Annotated in this window: 18 protein-coding genes; 3 read left to right on the top strand and 15 right to left on the bottom strand. The window is 69.2% G+C overall.

What is annotated here, in order from left to right:
• Window positions 1-80 precede the first annotated feature (80 nt).
• From IE185_RS19260 to IE185_RS19250, 3 genes are read right to left on the bottom strand one after another with little or no spacing between them, the layout of a single operon-like run.
• The gene (locus IE185_RS19260; RefSeq protein WP_138896466.1) at window positions 81-455 is read right to left on the bottom strand and encodes a DUF6113 family protein; all 375 of its coding nucleotides are present in this window, start codon (window positions 453-455) and stop codon (window positions 81-83) included.
• Complete coding sequence (gene mshB, locus IE185_RS19255; protein ID WP_138896465.1) at window positions 452-1,333, bottom strand: N-acetyl-1-D-myo-inositol-2-amino-2-deoxy-alpha-D-glucopyranoside deacetylase; 882 nt, start codon at window positions 1,331-1,333, stop codon at window positions 452-454. The genes IE185_RS19260 and mshB overlap by 4 nt, the downstream gene beginning before the upstream one ends.
• 24 nt (window positions 1,334-1,357) lie before the next feature.
• Window positions 1,358-1,552 (bottom strand): hypothetical protein, encoded by a 195-nt coding sequence (locus IE185_RS19250; protein WP_138896464.1) that lies wholly within the window; start codon window positions 1,550-1,552, stop codon window positions 1,358-1,360.
• Window positions 1,553-1,719: 167 nt separating this feature from the next.
• Between IE185_RS19250 and IE185_RS19245 the strand changes: the two genes are divergently transcribed.
• Window positions 1,720-3,849 carry a S9 family peptidase gene (locus tag IE185_RS19245; RefSeq protein ID WP_138896463.1) on the top strand — a complete coding sequence of 710 codons (2,130 nt, stop codon included), beginning with the start codon at window positions 1,720-1,722 and terminating at the stop codon, window positions 3,847-3,849.
• A 194-nt stretch (window positions 3,850-4,043) separates the two neighbouring features.
• On the opposite strand, the gene IE185_RS19240 is transcribed toward IE185_RS19245, so the two are convergent.
• The 12 genes from IE185_RS19240 to IE185_RS19185 all read right to left on the bottom strand — a co-directional run bounded on the left by IE185_RS19240 (window position 4,044) and on the right by IE185_RS19185 (window position 20,675).
• Window positions 4,044-5,105 (bottom strand): ABC transporter ATP-binding protein, encoded by a 1,062-nt coding sequence (locus IE185_RS19240; RefSeq protein WP_138896462.1) that lies wholly within the window; start codon window positions 5,103-5,105, stop codon window positions 4,044-4,046.
• Window positions 5,098-6,108 (bottom strand): ABC transporter ATP-binding protein, encoded by a 1,011-nt coding sequence (locus IE185_RS19235; RefSeq protein ID WP_138896461.1) that lies wholly within the window; start codon window positions 6,106-6,108, stop codon window positions 5,098-5,100. The genes IE185_RS19240 and IE185_RS19235 overlap by 8 nt, the downstream gene beginning before the upstream one ends.
• A gap of 11 nt (window positions 6,109-6,119) precedes the next feature.
• Window positions 6,120-7,100, bottom strand: coding sequence for an ABC transporter permease (locus IE185_RS19230; protein ID WP_138896460.1), 981 nt, complete (start codon window positions 7,098-7,100; stop codon window positions 6,120-6,122).
• Entirely contained in the window at window positions 7,093-8,016 is a 924-nt protein-coding gene (locus tag IE185_RS19225; RefSeq protein WP_138896459.1) for an ABC transporter permease, read from the bottom strand. The genes IE185_RS19230 and IE185_RS19225 overlap by 8 nt, the downstream gene beginning before the upstream one ends.
• Window positions 8,017-8,058: 42 nt before the next feature.
• Window positions 8,059-9,681 (bottom strand): peptide ABC transporter substrate-binding protein, encoded by a 1,623-nt coding sequence (locus IE185_RS19220; protein WP_138896467.1) that lies wholly within the window; start codon window positions 9,679-9,681, stop codon window positions 8,059-8,061.
• Between the two features lie 185 nt (window positions 9,682-9,866).
• Window positions 9,867-11,018 carry an ABC transporter ATP-binding protein gene (locus tag IE185_RS19215; RefSeq protein ID WP_138897169.1) on the bottom strand — a complete coding sequence of 384 codons (1,152 nt, stop codon included), beginning with the start codon at window positions 11,016-11,018 and terminating at the stop codon, window positions 9,867-9,869.
• A complete protein-coding gene (locus tag IE185_RS19210) occupies window positions 11,011-12,069 on the bottom strand; it encodes an ABC transporter ATP-binding protein (RefSeq protein ID WP_138897168.1) in 1,059 nt (352 codons plus the stop codon). Before IE185_RS19210 ends, IE185_RS19215 begins: the two co-directional genes overlap by 8 nt.
• A gap of 15 nt (window positions 12,070-12,084) precedes the next feature.
• A complete protein-coding gene (locus IE185_RS19205; protein WP_138897167.1) occupies window positions 12,085-13,026 on the bottom strand; it encodes an ABC transporter permease in 942 nt (313 codons plus the stop codon).
• On the bottom strand, window positions 13,019-13,948 hold the full coding sequence (locus tag IE185_RS19200) for an ABC transporter permease (RefSeq protein ID WP_138897166.1): 930 nt from the start codon (window positions 13,946-13,948) through the stop codon (window positions 13,019-13,021). Before IE185_RS19200 ends, IE185_RS19205 begins: the two co-directional genes overlap by 8 nt.
• 124 nt (window positions 13,949-14,072) lie before the next feature.
• Complete coding sequence (locus IE185_RS19195; protein WP_138897165.1) at window positions 14,073-15,689, bottom strand: peptide ABC transporter substrate-binding protein; 1,617 nt, start codon at window positions 15,687-15,689, stop codon at window positions 14,073-14,075.
• A 465-nt stretch (window positions 15,690-16,154) separates the two neighbouring features.
• Window positions 16,155-18,026, bottom strand: a complete 1,872-nt coding sequence (typA, locus tag IE185_RS19190) for a translational GTPase TypA (protein WP_069927112.1) — start codon at window positions 18,024-18,026, stop codon at window positions 16,155-16,157.
• A gap of 315 nt (window positions 18,027-18,341) precedes the next feature.
• Window positions 18,342-20,675 (bottom strand): ABC transporter family substrate-binding protein, encoded by a 2,334-nt coding sequence (locus tag IE185_RS19185; RefSeq protein ID WP_138896841.1) that lies wholly within the window; start codon window positions 20,673-20,675, stop codon window positions 18,342-18,344.
• A gap of 303 nt (window positions 20,676-20,978) precedes the next feature.
• Between IE185_RS19185 and IE185_RS19180 the strand changes: the two genes are divergently transcribed.
• Together IE185_RS19180 and sdhC are read left to right on the top strand one after the other, a co-directional pair.
• On the top strand, window positions 20,979-21,272 hold the full coding sequence (locus tag IE185_RS19180) for an Rv0250c family protein (RefSeq protein ID WP_138896842.1): 294 nt from the start codon (window positions 20,979-20,981) through the stop codon (window positions 21,270-21,272).
• A 59-nt stretch (window positions 21,273-21,331) separates the two neighbouring features.
• Window positions 21,332-22,159, top strand: a complete 828-nt coding sequence (sdhC, locus tag IE185_RS19175) for a succinate dehydrogenase subunit SdhC (protein WP_138896843.1) — start codon at window positions 21,332-21,334, stop codon at window positions 22,157-22,159.
• The last annotated feature ends 21 nt before the right edge of the window (window positions 22,160-22,180 follow it).

The raw sequence follows: 22,180 nt of genomic DNA, 5'->3' as shown, positions 1-22,180 counted from the left end.
CCGACACGTGCCCCGCCCCCTTGGCGACGGGCTGGTGGCGGCCACGCGTGGACGACGGGCTCACCGACTCAAGTGGTACGTCATTTGCCAAGTCGGGCGCTCACCGCGCCCCCTGACGGCGCCCGCAGCATCGTGGCGCAGATCACAGCCACGGCCATGCCGCCCAGCATGAAGGCGTACGACACGGAGCTGCCGCCGATGAGCAGGTCGCCCTCGGGGCGGCTGACGGTCAGCAGGACGATGGCCAGGAGCCATCCGGCGGCCGCCGCGCCGACGCCGGACCGGGTTCCCGTGGCGTACAGGCCGCCGCAGAAGAGTCCCGCCGCGGCGAGCAGGGCCAGCAGCAGGCCGCCGGGGAACCACGCCGCGTGGACGAGGACGCCCGCCGCGCCGGTGAGCGCGCCCAGCACGAGGAGCAGGACGTAGGCGCCGATGCGCGCCGGGGTCGTGGTCATGACGTCACTCCCGCGAAGAGGTCGCTCTCGCGGCCGCCGACGGGCCGTTCACCGCGTACCAGTTGGTAGTACTCCGTGATCAGGACGGGCTGGCCGAGGTTGTTGGAGAGGGCGAAGAAGTCGCCCTCCACGGTGATCTGGGTGGCGTGGGCGCGCATCGCGGCGGTCTTCGCGGCGGCGTACGCGGTGCCGTCGATCTCGGTGGTGATCACCGCGTCGTCGACCACGCCCGGGATGTCGTCCACGGCGCCGGTGCCGGGGAAGCTCACGGTGGCCGCGCGCAGGCGGGCGAAGCCGTCCTGTGCGTAGGCGCGCGGCACCCGGTTCCAGTAGATCTTGGCGATCGCGTGGGGGGTTCCGAGGTCCGGACGGAAGTCCGGCTCGGCCGCGAGGTCGGCGGCGCGCATGGCGACGCGGTGCGCCTGGATGTGGTCCGGGTGGCCGTAGCCGCCGTCCGGGTCGTAGGTGACGAGGACCTGCGGGCACACGGAACGGATCACCTCGACCAGGTACGCGGCCGCCTCGTCCACCGGCGCGGCCCAGAAGGCGCCCTCGCGGTGGTTCTGCGGGGCGCCCGTCATCCCGGAGTCGCGGAACCGGCCGGGGCCGCCGAGGAAGCGGTGGTCGGTGACCCCCAGTTCCTTCATCGCGGCGGCCAGTTCGGCGACGCGGTGGGCGCCGAGGGTGTCGTCGCGGTCGGCGGCCAGGTGCGCGAGGGCGGGCGGGATGACCTCGCCCTCCTCGCCGAGGGTGCAGGTCACCAGGGTGACCCCGGCGCCCTCGGCGGCGTACCTGGCCATGGTGGCGCCGTTGTTGATCGACTCGTCGTCGGGGTGCGCGTGCACCAGAAGCAGACGACGGGCTGGGTGGTCCGTCATGGGGACCACCCTACGAGGCCGCGCTCAGAACTTGATGCCGCCGATCATCCCGGCCACGTTCGTGGTCAGTTCGTTGATCGTGGGTGCGATGGACGAGCTGGCGAGGTAGAAGCCGAGGAGTACGCAGACCACCGCGTGTCCGGCTTTGAGACCCGATTTCCGGACCATCAGGATGACGATGATCGCCAACAGCACTACCGCCGAAATCGAGAGTGCCACGGCGGTTCACCTCCACTTAATCGGGTCGAAACGGGCATGCGGACATTCGCCAGCAGGTTCATACCCACCAAGCGCTACGGATCATAACTATCCGTGCGTACGCATTGATCGGTGCACGGCAGCACGAGGGGCGCATGGAGTTGCCATCGGACGGTAGCTTCGGGCATATGACGTCGAATCAGCTCTCCTTCCCCCGCCAGCACGCGAGGACGCAGCGCTTCACCCTGGGGGCGCCACGGGCGTTCACCGTGTCGCCGGACGGGGCTCGTGTGGTGTTCCTGCGGTCCTCGTCCGGCACCGACCGGGCGAACCGGCTCTGGGTGCTCGACCTGGAGGGGGGCGCGCGGGAGCGCATCGCGGCCGACCCCGGAGAGCTTCTCGGCGGCGCCGCCGAGAAGCTGTCGGCGCGGGAGAAGGCGCGGCGCGAGCGCAGCCGGGAGGGCTCCGCCGGGATCGTCGGCTACGCCGTGGACGCGGCGGTCGAGCTGGCGGCGTTCGGGCTGTCCGGGCGGCTGTTCGCGGCGGAGCTGCGGGCCGGGACCGCGCGCGAGCTGCCGGCGGCGGGTCCGGTGCTCGACCCCCGGCCCTCGCCGGACGGCCTGCACGTCGCGTACGTCGCCGGGGGCGCCCTGCGGGTGATCGGGGCCGAGGGCGACGGCGACCGGGCGCTCGCCGAGCCGGAGGACGAGGGCACGACGTACGGCCTGGCGGAGTTCGTGGCGGCCGAGGAGATGGGCCGCTCGCGCGGCTTCTGGTGGTCGCCGGAGTCGGACCGGCTGCTGGTCGCCCGCGCGGACGACGCGGCCGTGGAGCGCTGGTGGATCTCGGATCCGGCCAACCCGCACAGTGAGCCCGCGCGGGTCGCGTACCCGGCGGCGGGGACGCCCAACGCGCAGGTGCGGCTGTTCCTGTACGGCCTGGACGAGGGGGCGGAGCGCACCGAGGTGGTGTGGGACCGCGCCCGGTTCCCCTACCTGGCGCGGGTCCACTGGTCGGAAGCGGGGGCTCCGCTGCTGCTCGTGCAGTCGCGCGACCAGCGCGGCCAGTTGTATCTGGCGGTGGATCCCGCGACCGGTGCGACGCGGACCGTGCATGTGGACGAGGACGCGGTGTGGCTGGAACTTTTCGACGGCGTACCGGTCTGGGCGCCGGACGGGCGGCTCGTGCGGATCGCGGACGAGGGCGGGGCGCGGGTGCTGACCGTCGGCGACCGGGCGCTGACCGGGCCGCAGTTGCAGGTGCGGGCGGTCCTGGACGTCTCGGGCGACGACGTGCTGGTCTCCGCCTCGGCCGGGGCGGAGGCCGCCGGTCCGGAAACGGGTGAGGTGCACGTCTACCGGGTGAACGAGCTGGGCGTGGAGCGGCTTTCGCAGGGCCCGGGAGTGCACTCCGCGGTGCGGTCGGGCGGGGTGACCGTACTGGCTTCGGCGCGGCCGGAACGCAGCGGCACGGTGGTGCGGGTGCTGCGCGACGGCAGGCGTGAGGTGGTGGTGGCGTCGTACGCCGAGGAGCCCGTCCTGACGGCGCGCGTGCGGCTCCTGGAGGGGGGCGCGCGGCGGATTCCGTGCGCCGTTCTGCTCCCCACGGGCCATACGGAGGCAGACGGGCCGCTTCCGGTGCTGATGGACCCGTACGGAGGACCGCACGCGCGGCGCGTCGTTGCCGCGCACAACGCGTACCTCACGTCCCAGTGGTTCGCCGACCAGGGCTTCGCGGTGATCGTCGCCGACGGACGGGGGACGCCCGGGCACTCCCCCGGCTGGGAGAAGGAGATCAGGGACGCGTTCACGCTCACGCTCGACGACCAGGTCGAGGCGCTGCACGCGCTGGCCGGTGACTTCCCGCTGGATCTCGGCCGGGTCGCGATCCGGGGCTGGTCGTACGGCGGATACCTGGCGGCGCTCGCGGTACTGCGCCGCCCCGACGTCTTCCACGCGGGGATCGCGGGGGCGCCCGTCACCGACTGGCGGCTGTACGACACGCACTACACCGAGCGCTACCTCGGGGATCCGGGCGACCAGCCGCAGGTGTACGCCGCCAACTCGCTCGTCACCGACGACGGATTGTCGCAGCCGGCCGACGTGCACCGGCCGCTGATGATCGTCCACGGCCTCGCGGACGACAACGTGGTGATGGCACACACGCTGCGCTTGTCGTCGGCGCTGCTGGCCGCCGGGCGGCCGCACGAGGTGCTGCCGCTGTCCGGGGTGACGCACATGACGCCGCAGGAGCAGGTGGCGGAGAACCTGCTGCTGCTCCAGGTGGACTTCCTGCGACGGTCGCTGGGGGTGAAGTAGGCCCCTGGGGCCTCCGCCCGTCCGCAGGGGAGCCCGGGAAGCCCCCGGAAGGGGGCACCCGGCCGGGGGCGACATGGTGGCGCCCCCGGCCGGGCAACGGCACCCGCACGGCCGTACGCTGTACAGCATGGCGCGTCCGCATATCGGAGATGATTCGCTCAAGTTGCCCGTGTGTTAACGGGCTTGACGGTCACTCACGTCACCGGCCCCGGCTCCAGCGGCACCACGTGCTTCTCCTCCGCGAAGTGGCACGCCGAGTCGTGCGCCGCCGGCGACCTGTCGTCCCGGAACACCGCCGGCACCGCAAGCAGCGGCACCTCCTGAGCGCACCGCTGCCGCGCCTTCCAGCACCGGGTGCGAAACCGGCAGCCGGAGGGGATGTTCGCGGGCGACGGGACGTCGCCGGTCAGCAGGATCCGCTCGCGGTGCTCGCGCGCCGTCGGGTCCGGCACCGGTACGGCGGACAGCAGCGCCTGCGTGTAGGGGTGCGTGGGGTGGTCGTAGATCTCGGCGTCCTTGCCGATCTCGACGATCCGCCCCAGGTACATCACCCCCACCCGGTCGGAGATGTGCCGCACGATCGACAGGTCGTGGGCGATGAAGACGTAACTCAGACCGAACTCGTTCTGCAGCTTGTCCAGCAGGTTGACGACCTGCGCCTGGACCGACACGTCCAGCGCGGAGACCGGCTCGTCCGCCACGATGATCTCCGGCTGGAGCGCCAGCCCGCGCGCGATGCCGATGCGCTGGCGCTGACCGCCGCTGAACTGGTGCGGATAGCGGTTGATGTACTCCGGGTTCAGCCCGACGACATCGAGCAGGTCCTGGACCTTCTGCCGCCGGTCGCCCTTGGGCGCCACCTCGGGATGGATCTCGTACGGCTCACCGATGATGTCGCCCACGGTCATCCGGGGGTTGAGCGAGGTGTACGGGTCCTGGAACACCATCTGGATGTTGCGCCGCACCGCCTTCAGCGCCCGCCCCGACAGCTTCGTGATGTCCTCGCCCTTGTAGCGGATCACCCCGGCCGTCGGCCGCTCCAGGTGGACGAGCAGCCTGGCGAGCGTCGACTTGCCGCAGCCCGACTCCCCCACGATGCCGAGCGTCTCGCCCGCCGCCAGGTCGAGGTCGACGCCGTCGACCGCCCTGACCGCCCCGACCTGCTTCTTGAAGACGATGCCCTGGGTGAGCGGGTAGTGCTTGTGCAGCCCGCGTACTTCGAGGATCGCCTCGGTCTGCCGGGCCGGCTCAGCCATGGTGCGCCTCCTGCCAGAAGTGGCAGGCGCTGCCGCGCCCGTCCGGTACGTCGTACAGCGGCGGCTCGTCGGTCCGGCACATGTCACGGCCCAGCGGGCAGCGCGGGTGGAAGGCGCAGCCGGGCGGGATGTGCAGGAGGTTCGGCGGCAGGCCCTTGATGGCGTACAGCTCCTGGCCCTTCTGGTCGAGGCGCGGGATGGATTCGAGCAGGCCCTTGGTGTACGGGTGGGCCGGCGCCTTGTAGATGTCGTGCACCGGCGCGGTCTCCACGATCCGCCCCGCGTACATGACGGCGATCCTGTCGGCGACGTCCGCGACGACGCCCAGGTCGTGGGTGATGAGGATGAGCCCCATGGCGAGTTCGCGCTGCAACTCCGCGAGCAGGTCCATGACCTGGGCCTGCACGGTCACGTCCAGCGCGGTCGTCGGTTCGTCCGCGATGATCAGCGCGGGTTCGAGGGCCAGCGCCATCGCGATCATGATGCGCTGGCGCATGCCGCCGGAGAACTGGTGCGGGTACTGCCCGACCCGCTCCCGGGCCGCCGGGATGCGGACCCGGTCCATCAGCTCGACGGCCTTGTTCCTCGCGTCCTTCCGGGACATCCCCCGGTGGACGACGAACATCTCGCCCAGTTGCTCGCCCACGCTGAGCACGGGGTTGAGGGAGGACAGCGCGTCCTGGAAGATCATGGCCATCTCCCGGCCCCTGACCTCGCGCCGCTCGTCCTCCTTGAGTTTGAGCAGGTCACGGCCCTGGAAGAGGATCTCGCCGCCCGTGATCCTCCCCGGCGGCATGTCGAGGATGCCCATGACGGCCTGCGCGGTGACGGACTTGCCCGAGCCGGACTCGCCCAGCACGGCGAGCGTCTCGCCCTCGGCGACGGAGTAGGTGACGCCGTTGACGGCTCTGGCGACCCCGTCGCGCGTACGGAACTCCACGTGCAGGTCGCGCACTTCGAGCAGCGCGGGGGACGGTTCGAAGGAGGCGGGTGCGGCGGTCATGGGCGGGCTCCTCAGCGCAGCTTCGGATCGAGGGCGTCGCGCACCGCGTCGCCGAGCATGATGAACGCGAGCACGGTGACCGCGAGCGCGCCCGCCGGCCAGAGCAGCATGTGCGGGGCGTTGCGGACGTACGGCGAGGCGGCGGAGAGGTCGATGCCCCAGGACACCGTCGGTGGCTTCAGGCCGACGCCGAGGTACGAGAGGGTCGCCTCCAGCGAGATGTACGTACCGAGGGCGATGGTCGCCACGACGATGACCGGGGCGACGGCGTTGGGGGTGACGTGCCGCAGCAGCATCCGCGCGTTGCTCGCGCCGAGCGCCCGCGCCGCCTGCACGTAGTCGTTCTGTTTGGCGGTGATGACCGAGCCGCGGGCGATGCGGGCGATCTGCGGCCACCCGAGCAGCACGATGAAGCCGATCACCGGCCAGACGGTGGTGCTGGTGACGACGGACAGGAAGACGAGGCCGCCGAGGACGACCGGGATGCCGAAGAAGACGTCGGTGATGCGGGACAGCAGGGCGTCCCAGCCGCCGCCGAAGAAGCCGGCGAGCCCGCCGAGGACGCTGCCGAGCAGGGCGACGCCGAGGGTGGCGCAGACGCCGACGGTGACCGAGGTCCTGGCTCCGTAGACCGTGCGCGTGTAGACGTCGCAGCCCTGGCCGTCGAAGCCGAAGGGATGGCCGGGCTGGGAGCCCTCCTGGGCCCTGGCCAGGTCGCACTGGAGCGGGTTGCCGCTCGCGATGAGGGACGGCCAGAGCGAGATGACGACGAGGAAGGCGATGACGAGCCCGGAGACGATGAAGACCGGGTTGCGGCGCAGATCGCGCCAGGCGTCGGACCACAGACTGCGCGGCTTGCCGGGGCCGGCGCCCTGCGGCCCGCCGTCGGGCCTCTTCTCCAGCGTCTCGCCCTCGTCCACGGCGAAGTCCGTCGCTCCCCCGGCTCCGCCCGCCGAGATCGCCGTGTCGGGCTCGTAGAGGGGCTCAGGCATACCGGATCCTCGGGTCGAGTACGGCGTACAGGATGTCGACGAGCAGGTTCGCCAGCAGGAAGACGAGCACCAGGACGGTGACGAACCCGACGACGGTCTGGGAGCTCTGGCGCAGGATGCCCTGGTAGAGCTGGTAGCCGACGCCGTGGATGTTGAAGATCCGCTCGGTGACGATCGCGCCGCCCATCAGGGCGCCCACGTCCGTGCCGATGAAGGTGACGACGGGGATCAGCGAGTTGCGCAGCAGATGGCGCGAGACGACCCGCCGCCTGGGCAGTCCCTTGGCGACGGCGGTGCGGACGTAGTCGGCGCGGGAGTTCTCGGCGACGGACGTCCTGGTGAGCCGGGTGACGTACGCCAGGGACACGGAGGCCAGCACCAGGCCGGGGACCAGGAGTTCGTCGACCGTGGCCGCGGACGACACGGCCGGCTTCACGAGGCCCCACTTCACGCCGAGCAGCAGCTGGAGCAGCAGCCCGGTGACGAAGGTCGGGATCGAGATGACGACGAGGGTCATCAGCAGTACGCCGGTGTCGACGGGGCGGCCGCGGCGCAGGCCGGTGAGCACGCCGAGGCTGATGCCGATGACGATCTCGAAGACGATCGCGACGAGGGTCAGCCGGATGGTGACGGGGAACGCGCCGGCCATCAGCTCGGTGACCCTCTGCCCGTTGAAGGCGGTCCCGAAGTCGCCGCTGAAGACGTTGCCCATGTACGTCGCGTACTGCTGCCACACGGGCTGGTCGAGGCCGAACTCCGCTCGCAGCCGGGCGGCGGTCGCGGGGTCGCACTCGCGGTCGCCGCAGAGGCCCGCGACGGGGTCGCCCATGACGTTGACCATCAGGAAGATGAGCAGGGTGGCGCCGAAGAAGACCGGGATCATCTGCAGCAGACGCCGGATCACATAACGTCCCATTGGCGGGCTCCTCAGAAGGGGGCGCCTACTCCTGGCCCGGTGTCAGTTGACCGTGATCTCGTTGTAGACGGGGACGCTGAAGGGGTTGAGGGCCACGTTGGAGATCCGGTCGGAGTAGCCGGCGCTGCCGTTCTGGTACCAGAGCGGGATGGCGGCCATCTGGTCGCGTGCGACCTTCTCCGCCGCCTTGAACTTCTCGACTGCCTTCACCGGGTCGGACTCGGCGTTGGCCTCGTCGATGAGCCCGTCGAACTCCTCGTTGGTCCACTTGCCGTCGTTGGACGAGGCGTTCGTGTAGTACAGCGGCTGGAGGAAGTTCTGGACCAGCGGGTAGTCCATCTGCCAGCCGGCCCGGAAGGGGCCCGTCATCTTGCGGTCGGTGATCTGGCTGCGGAAGTCGGCGAAGGTGCCGACCGGATTGCCCGTGCACGCCCTGTCGTTGCCCAGCGCGTTGTTGATGCTGTTGCAGACGGCGTCGACCCACTCGCGGTGGGACCCGGTGTCCGCGTTGAAGGTGATCTTGAGCGTGCCGCCGGGGATGCCGCCGCCCTCGGCGACCAGCTTCTTCGCCTCGGCCGGTTTGAACTCGCACGCCTCGCCGCACAGCGCGTCGTCGAAGCCGCCCTCCGCCGCGAGGACCGGTGACGTCCAGTCCTTGGCGGGGGTACGGGTCCTCTGGAAGATCGTTTCGGTGATCTGCTGCCGGTTGATCGCCATGGACAGGCCCTTGCGGACCTTCTCCATCCCGTCGGCGTTCCACCGGTCGTCGTAGTAGGGGAAGGCGAGGGTCTGGATGATGCCGGCCGGGGAGTTGATGTACCGGTCGCCGAGGTCGGCCCGGACGTTCTTCAGCTGGGAGGCCGGTACGTCGTCGACGAGGTCCAGGTTGCCCGCGGTGAGGGCGGTGTAGGCGGTGTTGTTGTCGGTGAAGACCTGGAGGTCCACGCCGCCGTTGCGCGCCTTGTCGGGGCCCGGGTACTCCCCCCACTTGCGCATGGTCATCTGCGAACCCCTGGCGTACGACTCGACGGTGTACGGGCCGTTGCCGACGGGCTTGGCGAGCCAGGCGTCGTGGTCGTCGAAGAACGCCCTGGGGAGCGGGGCGAAGGCGGCGTAACCGAGCGTCTCGGGCCAGGTGGAGAACTTCTGGGTCAGCCGGACGGTGAACGTCCGCGCGTCCTTGACCCGCAGGCCGGAGAGGGTGTCGGCGGTGGCCCTGCCCTTCTCGGGGTGGACCTTGTCGTACCCCTCGATGTAGCCGAAGAAGTAGGCGTTGCGCTGGTTGTTCTCCAGGTGCGCGCCGTAGTTCCAGGCGTCGACGAAGGACTTGGCGGTGACCTTCTCGCCGTTGCTGAACGTCCAGCCGTCCTTCACGGTGACCGTGAAGTCGCGCGAGTCCGTGGTGACGATCTTCTCGGCGAGCATGTCCTTGGCCTCGCCGGTCTTCGGGTCGTACCGCTTGAGACCGCGGAAGAGCATGTCGAGGACCTTGCCGCCCTGCACCTCGTTGGTGTTCGCGGGCTCCAGCGGGTTCGCCGGATCGCCCCAGGACGAACGGACCACCCCCGACGCGCCGCCGCCGTTGTCACCACCGCCGCAGGCCGTCGCCGCGAGGGCTACGGCCACGGCGCAGGCCGTCCACTGGGCGAGCGCGGCTCCGCGCATGGAGTCCCTCCTAGGGTCTTCAGGTCTCACGTAGCACCCATACCACCCCAGAGGCCCCCATACCGCACTTCAACGGGACCCGTTCGCGCGCCGGGCCCGACCAGGTGTTCCCGCCCACCCGGACAGCCGAAGGCGCCCCGGACCGAGTCGGTCCGGGGCGCCCCGTGTACGTACCGCCTGGAGCACTACGCCGCGTGCACGACGTCCTTCTCCTCCGCGAAGTGGCAGGCCGACTCGTGGGCCGCCGGGGTGGCCGAGGACTTGAAGCGCTCGGGCACCGCGAGCAGCGGCACCTCCTCGGCGCACTTGTCCTGCGCCTTCCAGCAGCGGGTACGGAAACGGCAGCCGGACGGCGGGTTCGCCGGCGACGGGACGTCACCGGTGAGAATGATCCGCTCGCGGCCCTCGCGGGCCTCCGGGTCGGGGACCGGGACCGCCGACAGCAGCGCCTGGGTGTAGGGGTGCGTCGGGTGGTCGTAGATCTGCGTGTCCGTACCGATCTCGGCCATCTTGCCGAGGTACATGACGCCGACCCGGTCCGAGATGTGCCGGACGATCGACAGGTCGTGCGCGATGAAGAGGTAGGACAGGTTGAACTCGTCCTGGAGCTTCTCCATCAGGTTGATGACCTGCGCCTGGACGGACACGTCCAGCGCCGACACCGGCTCGTCGCAGATGATGATCTCCGGCTGGAGCGCGAGGCCGCGGGCGATGCCGATGCGCTGGCGCTGGCCGCCGGAGAACTGGTGCGGGTACCGGTTGATGTACTCCGGGTTCAGGCCCACCACGTCCAGGAGCTCCTGGACCTTGCGGCGCCGGTCGCCCTTGGGTGCGACCTCCGGGTGGATGTCGTACGGCTCACCGATGATGTCGCCCACCGTCATGCGGGGGTTGAGCGACGTGTACGGGTCCTGGAACACCATCTGGATGTTGCGGCGGACCGCCTTCAGCGCGCGCCCGGACAGCTTGGTGATGTCCTGGCCCTTGAAGAAGACCTCGCCGGCCGTCGCCGTCTCCAGCGTCATCAGGAGCTTGGCGACCGTGGACTTGCCACAGCCGGACTCGCCCACGATGCCGAGGGTCTCGCCCTGGTACAGGTCGAAGGAGATCCCGTCGACGGCCTTGACCGCGCCGATCTGCTTCTTGAACAGGATGCCCTGGGTCAGCGGGAAGTGCTTGACCAGGTTGCGCACCTGGAGGATCGGCTCCCCGCGCTCGACCGGGGCCTCGATCGCGGCGACGGCCTCCTGGGTGGTGGAGGCGTCGACGGTCTCGACCGGCATGACGTTGGGGGTCGCGTCCACGGCAGCCTCGTCGTTCTTCTTCAGCTCAGCCATGGATCTGCTCCTTCCAGAAATGGCACGCACTGTGGCGCCCCGGCAGCTCGCCGCCGTCCCGCTCGGTCACCGACAGCAGCGGCGGCACGTCGGTGCGGCAGATGTCCTGCGCCTTGGGGCAGCGCGGGTTGAACGCGCAACCGGTCGGGATCTTCAGCAGGTTGGGCGGCAGGCCCTTGATCGCGTAGAGCTCCTGGCCCTTCTGGTCCAGGCGCGGGATCGAGTCCAGCAGACCACGCGTGTACGGGTGCGCGGGGCGCTTGTACAGCTCGTGGACCGGTGCGGTCTCGACGATCCGGCCCGCGTACATGACCGCGATCTTGTCCGCGACGTCGGCGACGACGCCGAGGTCGTGGGTGATCAGGATCAGGCCCATGTTGTACTCGCGCTGAAGCTCCGCGAGCAGGTCCATGACCTGGGCCTGGACGGTCACGTCGAGCGCCGTGGTGGGCTCGTCCGCGATGATCAGGTCCGGCTCCAGGGCCAGCGCCATCGCGATCATGATGCGCTGGCGCATGCCGCCGGAGAACTGGTGCGGGTAGTCGTTGACCCGCTCCTTCGCCGCCGGGATGCGCACGCGGTCCATCAGATCGATGGCCTTGGCCTTGGCGTCCTTCTTGGACAGGCCCTGGTGCACGCGGAACATCTCGGCGAGCTGGTAGCCCACGGTCAGCACGGGGTTCAGCGACGACAGCGCGTCCTGGAAGATCATCGCGATCTTCTGACCACGGATCTTGCGCCGCTCCTCGTACCCCATGGTCAGCATGTCCTCGCCGCGGAAGAGGATCTCTCCCTGCGGGATGCGGCCGGGCGGCATGTCGAGGATGCCCATGATGGCCTGCGCCGTCACGGACTTGCCGGAGCCGGACTCGCCGAGCACGGCGAGCGTCTCACCGGCGCTGACGCTGTAGTTGACGCCGTTGACGGCCTTGACGACGCCGTCGCGGGTCTTGAACTCCACGTGCAGGTCACGGACGTCGAGCAGCGGTCCGCTGTTCTCCGTCGAACCTCGGGGGGCGGGAACATCCGCCGTCTTGTCGATGATGGTCATGTACGTACGCCTCCCTCAGCGCAGCTTGGGGTCGAGGGCGTTGCGTACCGCATCGCCGAGCATGATGAAGGCCAGGACAGTGATCGACACCATGATCGACGGGATGATCAGGACGAAGGCCGCGTTGCGCAGCTGCTCCTGGCCCGACGAGATGTCGACACCCCACGAGACGGTCGGCTCGGCGAGACCGATGCCCAGGAAGGACAGCGTGGCCTCGGCCGAGATGTAGCCACCGAGCGCGATGGTGGCGACCACGATCACCGGGGCTATCGCGTTGGGCAGGATGTGCCGGAGCAGGATGCGCGTGGTGGAGGCGCCGAGCGCCTTCGCCGCCATCACGTAGTCGGCCTGCTTGATGGTGATGACCGAGCCGCGGGCGACCCGCGCGATCTGGGTCCAGCCGAGGAACGCGAGCGCCAGGATCACGACGTACACGTGACGCTCCTCGAAGGAGGTGAGGACCACCATCGCGCCGAGGATGAACGGGATACCGAAGAAGATGTCCGTGACGCGGGACAGCAACGTGTCGATCCAGCCGCCGAAGTAACCGGCGAGCATGCCCGTCACCGTACCGACGACGGTGACGAGGAGGGTCACGAGGACGCCCACGGCGATCGAGGCGCGGGCGCCGTAGATGACGCGGGCGTAGATCGAGCGGCCCTGGACGTCGTAGCCGAACCAGTCCGGGGCGAAGAAGTTGCCCCACTTCGGCTTCTGCAGGTAGTGGTTGGCGAGGTCCGCGTGCCGGGGGTCGGCGCTGGTGAACAGGCCCGGGAACACGGCGATCGTCAGCAGGACGACGATGAGGACCGCGGAGACCACGAACAGCGGGTTGCGCCGCAGGTCGTGCCAGGCGTCCGACCACAGACTGCGGGCCTTCTCCGGCTTGCTCTCGGCAGCCGGCACGCTGCCCGGCTGGGTCGCGTCCTTGACGGGGGTTTCGAGCGCCTCAGGCATAACGGATCCTCGGGTCCAGGACCGCGTAGAGCAGGTCGACGATCAGGCTGCTGACGAGATAGACGACCACGATGAGAGTGACGATGCCCACCACCGTGGAACCCTCGCGCGACTTCAGCGCCTGGAAGACGTTGTAACCGACGCCCTGGACGTTGAAGATGCCCTCCGTCACGACCGCGCCGCCCATCAGGGTGCCGATGTCGGTGCCGAGGAAGGTGACCACGGGGATCATGGAGTTGCGCATCAGGTGGACGCCGATGATGCGGCGCTTGGGCAGGCCCTTGGCGACCGCCGTGCGCATGTAGTCCGAGCGCAGGTTCTCCGCGACCGAGGTACGGGTGAGCCTGGCGACGTACGCGAGGGACAGCGAACCGAGAACCACTGCGGGCAGGATCAGCTCCTGCGAATCCGCGGCGGCGCTCACCACGGGTTCGACCCAGCCCAGCTCGTGGGCGAAGAAGTACTGGGCGAGGAAGGCGAGTACGAAGGACGGCACGGAGATCAGCAGGAGCGTCAGCACCAGCAGTCCCCGGTCCCTGAAGGTGTCGGCCTTCAGACCGGCGAACACTCCCATGGAGATGCCGGCGATCACCGTGAAGGCGAAGGCGAACAGGGTCAGCCGGACGGTGATCGGGAACGCGTCCGCGATCACGTCGGCGACCGGACGCTGGGTGGCGATCTGGGTGCCGAAGTCACCCTGGAACAGGCCGGCCAGGTAGTTCCAGTACTGCTGCCAGATCGGCAGATCGAGCCCGAGGTCCTTCTTGACCTGGGCGATCTGCGCTTGATCCACGGCCTGCTCGCCGGCGAGCGCGCGCACGGGGTCGCCGGGCAGGGCGTACATCATCAAAAAGACCAGCAAGGTTGACCCGATGAAGACCGGGATCATCTGGAGCAGTCGCCGCGCGACATAACGCCCCATGTTTGCCTCCGTGTGGATAACTGCGGCACGGGGGCCGCTCCCTGATCGAGGGAACGGCCCCCGTGCCTACCGCCGGTGCGGTGGCGGGTACTGACCGAGTGGGGGGTGGCCCGCAGGCTGCGAACTACTTGACGGTGACGCCGGTGACTTCGTAGTCACCGTGGAAGTCGACCTTCACGTTGTCGACAGCCTTCGAGTGTCCACCGTTGGTGCGGTACTGCCACAGCGGGATGGCGGGCATCTCCGCGAGCACCATCTTCTCGGCGTCCTGGTAGAGCTTGATCGACTCTTCCAGGGACTTGGCGTTGTCGCCCTTCTTGAACGCGGCGTCGATCTTCTTGTCGGAGAAGCGGCCGTTGTTCGCCTCGGCGGTCGTGCCGTACAGCTCCCGCATGAAGTTGACGTTCAGCGGGTAGTCGGCCACCCAGCCACCGCGGTAGAAGGACTTGACCTCGTCGTTGTCACGCGCCTCGAGGTCTGTCTGGAAGTCCGGCTTCGCGTCCGGGAGGCACTCGACCCCGGTGGAGTTGCGGATGGACTCGCAGACCGCGGTCACCCACTCCTTGTGGCCACCGTCGGCGTTGTACTGGATCCAGATCTTGTTGCCCGGAACGCCGCCGCCCTCGGTGACGAGCTTCTTCGCCTTGTCCTTGTCGAACTTGAACACGTCGGTGTCGAGGACCTGGTTGCCCTCGACGCCCTTCGGCGTGAAGCTCGTGGCCGGCGTACGCGAACCGTTGAGCACCGTCTTGGTGATCGTCTCGCGGTCGATGCCCATCGACAGACCCTGCAGGACCTTCGGGTCGATGTTCTTGAAGGTCTTGCTGTAGAAGGTCGGGACGATGGACTGCATCGCCGCGTACTCCTGGTCGATCGCGCGGTCGCCCAGGTCCTGCTTGTACTTCGGCAGGTCCTTCGGGCCGATCTGGCGGATCATGTCCAGGTTGCCGGACAGGAGGTCCTGGTACGCGGCCTCGACGGTCGCGTAGTTCTTGAAGAGGACACCCTTGTTCTGGGCCTTGTTCGGACCCTGGTAGTCCGGGTTGGCCTTGACCTGGATGAGCTTCTTGTGGTCCCACTTCTCGAAGACGTAGGGGCCGTTGCCGATGGGCTTCTGGCCGAACGCCTTCGGGTCGGCGTAGAACTTCTCGGGCAGCGGGGCCCAAGTCGTGTAGCCGAGCTTGTAGTTGAAGTACGGGACCGGCTTCGACAGCTCGATCGTGAACGTGGTGTCGTCCACGGCCTTCAGGCCGGACATCGCGTCGGCCTTCGGCTCGCCCTTGGCCGGGTGGACGTCGTCGTAGCCCTTGATGTCCTCGAACCAGAACGCGTTCTGCTGCTTGTTCTTGATGTTGGCGTACCAGTTCCAGGCCTTGATGTAGGACTCGGAAGTGACAGCCTCGCCGTTGTGGAACTTCCAGCCCTTCTTGAGCTTGACGGTCCACGTCTTCGAGTCCTTGGTCTCGACCGACTCGGCGTTCGTGTAGACGATCTCGCCGTTGGCGTCGAAGTCGAGCAGCTGCGTGAACAGCGACTGGATGACGTAGCTGCCGAGCGACTCGTTCGTGTCGGCCGGAATCAGCGGCTTCTGCGGCTCGCCGACGTCGATCGAGACGTAGCCGGCCGGCTTGCCCTTTTCCTTGGCATCCGTGTCGCCGCTGTCCGAGCCACCGCACGCCGTTGCCGACAGAGCCACGACTATCGCACCTGCGACCCACTTGGCGCTCTTGGCACCGCGCATGGGTTCCTCCTCATGAGTCCACTGATCACTACAAGAGGGGTACGCAGACGTCGCCGACACCCCTGACGGCGATGAGTCGCATGTACCCCGAGTGTGCTCGTGAGTCGGCACTCCCCACAGTGCGTGACCCATTGACCCGAGCTCAATGGAGCCAACTATTAAGTAACCCCGACCGGTAAACCACACTTAAAGGGTCTCGTTTTGACAACATCGACTGGGCGCACCTGCCCGAAATCCGGACAAAGCGATCACAGACAGACACGTGCGAAACGGACTGTTGACGCAGCTTCCGGAGAGTGGTGACCGGTATCCGGACACCCGTCTCACGAAATGCGGTTGACAGGGCGTCGGGTGGTGTCCTGCCCCGCCGAAGATCCCGATACACCGGAAGGCCGGTTCCCGTCACCCCGCAGAGGGACGAGAACCGGCCTTCAGGCACGCTCGGTCGGCCGTGAGGCCCCCGGGTCAGCGCTTGGCGCGCGAAGCCGTACGGCCGCGCTCCTTCTGGTCCAGGACGACCTTGCGGATACGCACGGTCTCCGGGGTGACCTCGATGCACTCGTCGTCGCGGCAGAACTCCAGCGACTGCTCCAGCGAGAGCTTGCGCGGCGGCACCACGTTCTCCGTGTTGTCCGCGGAAGCCGCACGCATGTTGGTGAGCTTCTTCTCCTTGGTGATGTTCACGTCCATGTCGTCGGAACGCGAGTTCTCACCAATGATCATGCCCTCGTAGACCTCGGTGCCGGCGTCGAGGAAGATGACACCGCGCTCCTGGAGGTTGATCATCGCGAAGGGGGTCACCGTACCGGCGCGGTCGGCCACCAGCGAGCCGTTGTTACGGGTGCGCAGCTCGCCGAACCACGGCTCGTGGCCCTCGAAGATGGAGTGCGCGATGCCCGTACCGCGGGTCTGCGTCAGGAACTCCGTACGGAAGCCGATGAGGCCGCGCGACGGGACGATCCACTCCATGCGGATCCAGCCCGAACCGTGGTTCGTCATGGTCTCCATACGGCCCTTGCGGGTCGCCATGAGCTGCGTGATGGCGCCGAGGTGCTCCTCGGGCGAGTCGATCGTCATGCGCTCGATCGGCTCGTACTTCTTGCCGTCGACCATCTTGACGACGACCTCGGGCTTGCCGACGGTCAGCTCGAAGCCCTCGCGGCGCATCTGCTCGACCAGGATGGCCAGCGCGAGCTCACCGCGGCCCTGGACCTCCCAGGCGTCGGGGCGCTCGGTGTCCAGGACGCGGAGCGAGACGTTGCCGATGAGCTCCTTGTCCAGGCGGTCCTTCACCTGGCGGGCGGTGACCTTGTGGCCCTTGCCGCCCTTGCCGACCAGCGGCGAGGTGTTCGTACCGATGGTCATGGAGATCGCCGGCTCGTCGACCGTGATGAGCGGCAGCGCGATCGGGTTCTCGGGGTCGGCGAGGGTCTCACCGATCATGATGTCCGGGATACCGGCGATGGCGCAGATGTCGCCCGGACCGGCCTTCTCGGCCGGCTTGCGGGTGAGCGCCTCGGTCATCAGCAGCTCGGTGATGCGGACGTTGGACATCGTGCCGTCGCGCTTGATCCACGTGACGGTCTGGCCCTTGCGCAGCTCGCCCTGCTCGACACGGCACAGCGCGATACGGCCGAGGAAGTTGTCGGCGTCGAGGTTGGTGACGTGCGCCTGGAGCGGGGCGGCGTCGTCGTACTCGGGGGCCGGCACGTGCGACAGGATCGTGTCGAAGAACGGCTGGAGGTTCTCGCTGTCGGCCGGGACGGTGCCGTCCTCCGGCTTGGTCAGCGAGGCGACGCCGTCACGGGCGCAGGCGTAGACGATCGGGAACTCGATCTGGTCCTCGTCCGCGTCCAGGTCCAGGAACAGGTCGTAGGTCTCGTTGACGACCTCGTCGATCCGGGAGTCGGGACGGTCCGTCTTGTTGATGCAGAGGATGACGGGCATCCGGGCCTGGAGCGCCTTGCGGAGCACGAAGCGCGTCTGCGGCAGCGGGCCCTCGGAGGCGTCGACCAGCAGGACGACCGCGTCGACCATCGACAGGCCGCGCTCGACCTCACCACCGAAGTCGGCGTGGCCGGGGGTGTCGATGATGTTGATGGTGATGACGTCGCCGCCATCCTTGGGGTGGTACTTGACGGCCGTGTTCTTGGCCAGGATCGTGATGCCCTTCTCACGCTCCAGGTCGTTCGAGTCCATCATGCGGTCGTCGAGGCTCTCGGCGGCGTGCGCGGCGAAGGCGCCCGCCTGCTTGAGCATGGCGTCGACCAGCGTGGTCTTGCCGTGGTCGACGTGGGCGACGATGGCTACGTTACGGATGTCGTGGCGCGTGGGCATGGGTGAGTTGCGCTTCTCTCGATCGTGGGATCGGGCGTCGTATTCGGTTCGTTTCCTCATACGCCCGCCGGGCGGTCGCGCCACGGCTACCCCCCATGGTACGGGGAGCGAGCCGCGCGGGCTTCCCGGGCGATCGTTACCGGCCCCGCCGCGGGGCTCCGAGGGGCGGGCGGAGCTGTGGCGGGGAAGGTTTTTTCTGCTGTGCACGTGGGGGTGAGGATGTGGAGCGGCGCCGGGTCAAGGGGCACACAGCACCTTGCCCGCCGGGGCACCGGCGGGCAAGGGACTTGAGCCAATCCTGAGGGTTCTGACCAGCTAGTTCTTCCCCCGCCCGGCGGTTTCTGCCTTCTTGAAGCCGATGTCCTGATACCGGGGGGCGGCGAAGCCGAAGGCGCCGGCGTTGGCGAGGCCCGGCTTGACCGCCACCAGCTCGGGACGCTGGAAGAGCGGGATGGACCCGGCCGCCGCCCAGATCCGGGCGTCCGCCCGTTTCACCAGGTCGCGGGCGGCCTTCTCGTCCAGTTCCGTCATGGCCTGGTCGAAGAGCTGGTCGATGTGGTCCGTGCCGACGCGCGTGTAGTTCTGCTCGACCACCAGCGTCCCGTCGGCGGCCGGCTCCGGCTTCGCGAAGATGGGGCGGGCGTCGGTGGCCGGGTAGGCGGTGGCCGGCCAGGAGTAGAGGGCCAGGTCGTAGTCGCCCGAGGCGATGTGGTCCTTGAAGTAGCTGTCGTCGGAGACCTTGACCATCTCGGTGCGTACGCCGACGCGCTCCAGCATCCCGGAGATCTTCTCGCCGACGGTACGCAGCGACTCCGATCCGGGTCCGGACGGAAGCACGAAACGCAAGGTCAGCGCCTTGCCGTCCTTGCCGAGCGGGCCCTTGGCGGCGTCCTTGGCCCGGGGGGCGGCCGTGCCCTGCGGGGCGTAGGCGCCGGCGACGCCGCCCCTCTTCTTGCCGTCGGCGTTCTCCTCGGTGCGCCTGCCGTCCGCGCTGCCCTTGGCGCTGCCCTTGGCGCTGATGAAACGTGCCTGCATGCGCAGGGCCCGTCCCTGGAGGGCCGCGGCCGGGGCCGGGGTGAGGACGTACGCACCGGACTCCGTGCCGTAGGAGCGGCCGCGGGGCTTGGAGTCGCCGTCGCCCTCGTCGCCGACGATGTACATGCCGTCGTCGGCTTCGCTCTGCTTTTTCTTCTCCTTCTTTTCCGCCGCGCTGCCCGCCTTCGCGCCGTCTGGCTCGCGTCCGGTCGCCGCCCCGCCCGGCTTCCAGCCCGCGTCCGCGAGCAGCGCCTGGGCGGCCTGGGTGTCCTGGTCGCCCAGCGCGCCGCTGCTGTCGGCGTACGCGTCCTGGCCGGCCAGCGCCAAGTGGCTGCCGAGCGGGTGCGCGGGCAGCCCGAGCGGCTTCAGTACGGCCTCGGCGAGCGCGCGGCGGTCGATGGCGCGGGCCACCGCGCGGCGTACCCGGTCGTCGGTGAGGGGGCCGGACGTGCCGTTCAGCGCGAGCTGCGTGTAGGCCGGTTCGAGGGACTTGCGGATGACGAAGCCGCGCAGCGCGCTCTGCTCACCTGCGTACCGTTCGATCGCCTCACGCGACTTCCCGCGGGCCTGGATCTCGGCCTCGGCGAGCTCCTCGGACGAGCCGTGCGCCACCGCCCATGATCGGAGCGCGGAGGCGGGGGTGACGGCGGCGCCCGGGCCGTGGTTCAGCTGCTGCCCCTTGGCTCCGGCGTCGCGTGCGGCCAGGGCGAGGCGGTCGGCGGTGCCGCGGCCGATGTCGGCGATGTCGAGCTCTCCGGCGGCGAGCGCGGCGGTGCGCTTGTCGCGCGTCACCGTGCGGAAGACGAGCGTGTCGAGCTTCGAGGGCTGTCCCCACCAGCGGGGGTTGCGCACGAGGGTGGTCCGGCCTGCCGCGCGGTCCAGCTCCTTGAGCATGAAGGGGCCCGCCGTCTGCTTGAGCTTGGCGCGGGCCCCGTCGTTGAAGGAGTCGGGGCGGCCCATCACGTCCTTCGGGTAGAGCGGCGTGAAGAGCGAGCGCCAGTCCGCGTACGGCTTGGCGAAGGTGACCCGGACCTCCAGGTCGCTGGCGCCGCGCTCGATCCGCTCGATGCGCTCGTAGCCGGCGTTGCGGGCGGTCCAGTACGCCGTGTCCCGGCCGTTGAGCGCGCGCCACTGCGCCACGAAGTCGGGCGCCCCGATCTCCCGGCCGTCGCTCCACACCGCCTGCTGGTTCAGCTTGTAGAGCACGACCTGCTTGGGTTCGCGCTCGACGATCTCCGCGGACTCCAGGTAGTCGGGGTTGCGCTGCGGGCGCCCGCGCTCGTCGAGGGTGAAGAGCGAGGGCAGTACGGCGCCGGCTACGCGCGTGGTGGAGGCGTCGGCGTCGGCCTGGAAGGTGTTGAGGGTCGCGGGCGTCGTGTCGACGGCCCAGCGCACCGTGCCCCCGTCGGCCACCTGCTCCCGCCCGGCCGGGGCGATGTCCTGGGGCACGGTGACCCCCCGCGTCTCCTCGTCGCCGGAGGAGCAGCCCGCCAGGGCAGGCAGCCCGAGCACACCGGCGGTGACGAGCGCGAGGCAGCGGGCCGCTCGCGACCGCTCGGGCCTGCGGGGGCTTGCCGGGGCTGCCTCCCCGCGTGGGACGCCGACGTGGGACATGGCTGGTACCTCCAGGGCCGGCCCGGCCCACTCCCTGTCGGAATGGGCCCGGTTTTTCACATTTGGCGGCTTATGATGGTGATCACATCAACTACCGCTCCACTGAAAAGGACCCCGCGCGTGCGCCGTCGCAGACACGGCGGCGAAGCGCTCGAACCCACCCGTGCGGCCCAACAGAAGGGGGCGCACGGAGGGTCGCGCGCCGAGAATCGCTGCACATCCCTTCACAAACGGGGATGTGACGCGCGACACTCGCAGGCGCATGAGCGTCACCACGCGCCACCGTGGAAATGAGGGCACCACATGTCCCTGCAAGACGACCTGGCAGCGGTACAGCGCTGCCTCGACAACCTGGTCCAGTCGGTCGAGCGGCTGGAGCAACAGGTCGGCGGCGGCAGCCTGGAGATCCGGCGGGTGCGCACGGACGCCGGCCATCTCCGCGAGAGCCTGGCCCTGCTGAGTGCGGCAGCTCCCACCCTGCGCCGGCCCGACGCCCGTCCCGATCTGGTGTCGATCTCCGACGCTCCGTACAACAGCGCGCTGTGGACCGACTCGGACGACGAGGGCCTCGGCGCACGCGACCGGCACGCGCCCTAGCCGTACCCGTCGCCCCCGGCCCGTCCTGTCCCGACAGCCCGCTCCATACGGAGTCTTCGTTGGCCACTGGCACAGAACCCCAGCCCCGTACGGGCGCCCAGGGCGTCCACGACGCCTCACGCGCCGCGATCGCGCCCCGCCATCTGCGGACGGACCGCTGGTGGCTGGCGCCCGCGGCGACCGCCGCCGGGCTGCTCGCCTTCATCGTCTACTCGACCTGGCGGGCCTTCGCGAACGCCGACTACTACGCGGCGCCCTACGTCTCGCCGTTCTACTCGCCGTGCCTGGCGGAGAACTGCGTACCGATGAAGGGCGGACCCAACTGGGAGATCTTCGGCAGCTGGTGGGGCCTGTCCCCCGCCCTGCTGATCCTGATCTTCCCGCTCGGCTTCCGGCTGACCTGTTACTACTACCGCAAGGCCTACTACCGGGGCTTCTGGGCCTCGCCGCCGGCCTGCGCGGTCGCCGAGCCGCACCGGACGTACAGCGGCGAGACCCGCTTCCCGCTGATCCTCCAGAACATCCACCGGTACTTCTTCTACGCCGCCGTCCCCGTCGCCGGGATCCTCACGTACGACACCGTGCTCGCCTTCCGCGACGAGACCTATGCGTGGGGCCACATGGGTCTGGGCACGATCGTCTTCCTGGTCAACATCGTGCTGATCTGGGCCTACACCTTCTCCTGCCACTCCTGCCGGCACATCGTCGGCGGCCGGCTCCGGCACTTCTCCAAGCACCCGGTGCGCTACCGGCTGTGGGGCTGGGTCGGCCGGCTCAACGCCCGCCACATGCAGCTCGCCTGGGCCTCGCTGATCAGCGTCGCCCTCGCCGACTTCTACGTCTACCTGGTGGCGTCCGGCGCCTTCGACGACCCGCGGCTGTTCTAGACGACTGATGAAGGGTGTTTG

Source organism: Streptomyces chryseus, from assembly GCF_014650755.1.
GTDB classification, from domain to species: Bacteria; Actinomycetota; Actinomycetes; order Streptomycetales; family Streptomycetaceae; genus Streptomyces; species Streptomyces chryseus.
The sequence above is the reverse complement of the archived record's forward strand: the minus strand, read 5'-3'. Positions and strand labels throughout refer to the sequence as shown.

Coding starts and splice junctions, on each gene's coding strand:
- IE185_RS19215 (WP_138897169.1), bottom strand. CDS start 11,018: ATGGCTGAGCTGAAGAAGAACGACGAGGCTGCCGTGGACGCGACCCCC.
- IE185_RS19180 (WP_138896842.1), top strand. CDS start 20,979: ATGTCCCTGCAAGACGACCTGGCAGCGGTACAGCGCTGCCTCGACAAC.
- IE185_RS19200 (WP_138897166.1), bottom strand. CDS start 13,948: ATGGGGCGTTATGTCGCGCGGCGACTGCTCCAGATGATCCCGGTCTTC.
- IE185_RS19245 (WP_138896463.1), top strand. CDS start 1,720: ATGACGTCGAATCAGCTCTCCTTCCCCCGCCAGCACGCGAGGACGCAG.
- typA (WP_069927112.1), bottom strand. CDS start 18,026: ATGCCCACGCGCCACGACATCCGTAACGTAGCCATCGTCGCCCACGTC.
- mshB (WP_138896465.1), bottom strand. CDS start 1,333: ATGACGGACCACCCAGCCCGTCGTCTGCTTCTGGTGCACGCGCACCCC.
- IE185_RS19235 (WP_138896461.1), bottom strand. CDS start 6,108: ATGACCGCCGCACCCGCCTCCTTCGAACCGTCCCCCGCGCTGCTCGAA.
- IE185_RS19260 (WP_138896466.1), bottom strand. CDS start 455: ATGACCACGACCCCGGCGCGCATCGGCGCCTACGTCCTGCTCCTCGTG.
- IE185_RS19185 (WP_138896841.1), bottom strand. CDS start 20,675: ATGTCCCACGTCGGCGTCCCACGCGGGGAGGCAGCCCCGGCAAGCCCC.
- IE185_RS19210 (WP_138897168.1), bottom strand. CDS start 12,069: ATGACCATCATCGACAAGACGGCGGATGTTCCCGCCCCCCGAGGTTCG.
- IE185_RS19225 (WP_138896459.1), bottom strand. CDS start 8,016: ATGGGACGTTATGTGATCCGGCGTCTGCTGCAGATGATCCCGGTCTTC.
- IE185_RS19230 (WP_138896460.1), bottom strand. CDS start 7,100: ATGCCTGAGCCCCTCTACGAGCCCGACACGGCGATCTCGGCGGGCGGA.
- IE185_RS19195 (WP_138897165.1), bottom strand. CDS start 15,689: ATGCGCGGTGCCAAGAGCGCCAAGTGGGTCGCAGGTGCGATAGTCGTG.
- IE185_RS19205 (WP_138897167.1), bottom strand. CDS start 13,026: ATGCCTGAGGCGCTCGAAACCCCCGTCAAGGACGCGACCCAGCCGGGC.
- IE185_RS19240 (WP_138896462.1), bottom strand. CDS start 5,105: ATGGCTGAGCCGGCCCGGCAGACCGAGGCGATCCTCGAAGTACGCGGG.
- IE185_RS19220 (WP_138896467.1), bottom strand. CDS start 9,681: ATGCGCGGAGCCGCGCTCGCCCAGTGGACGGCCTGCGCCGTGGCCGTA.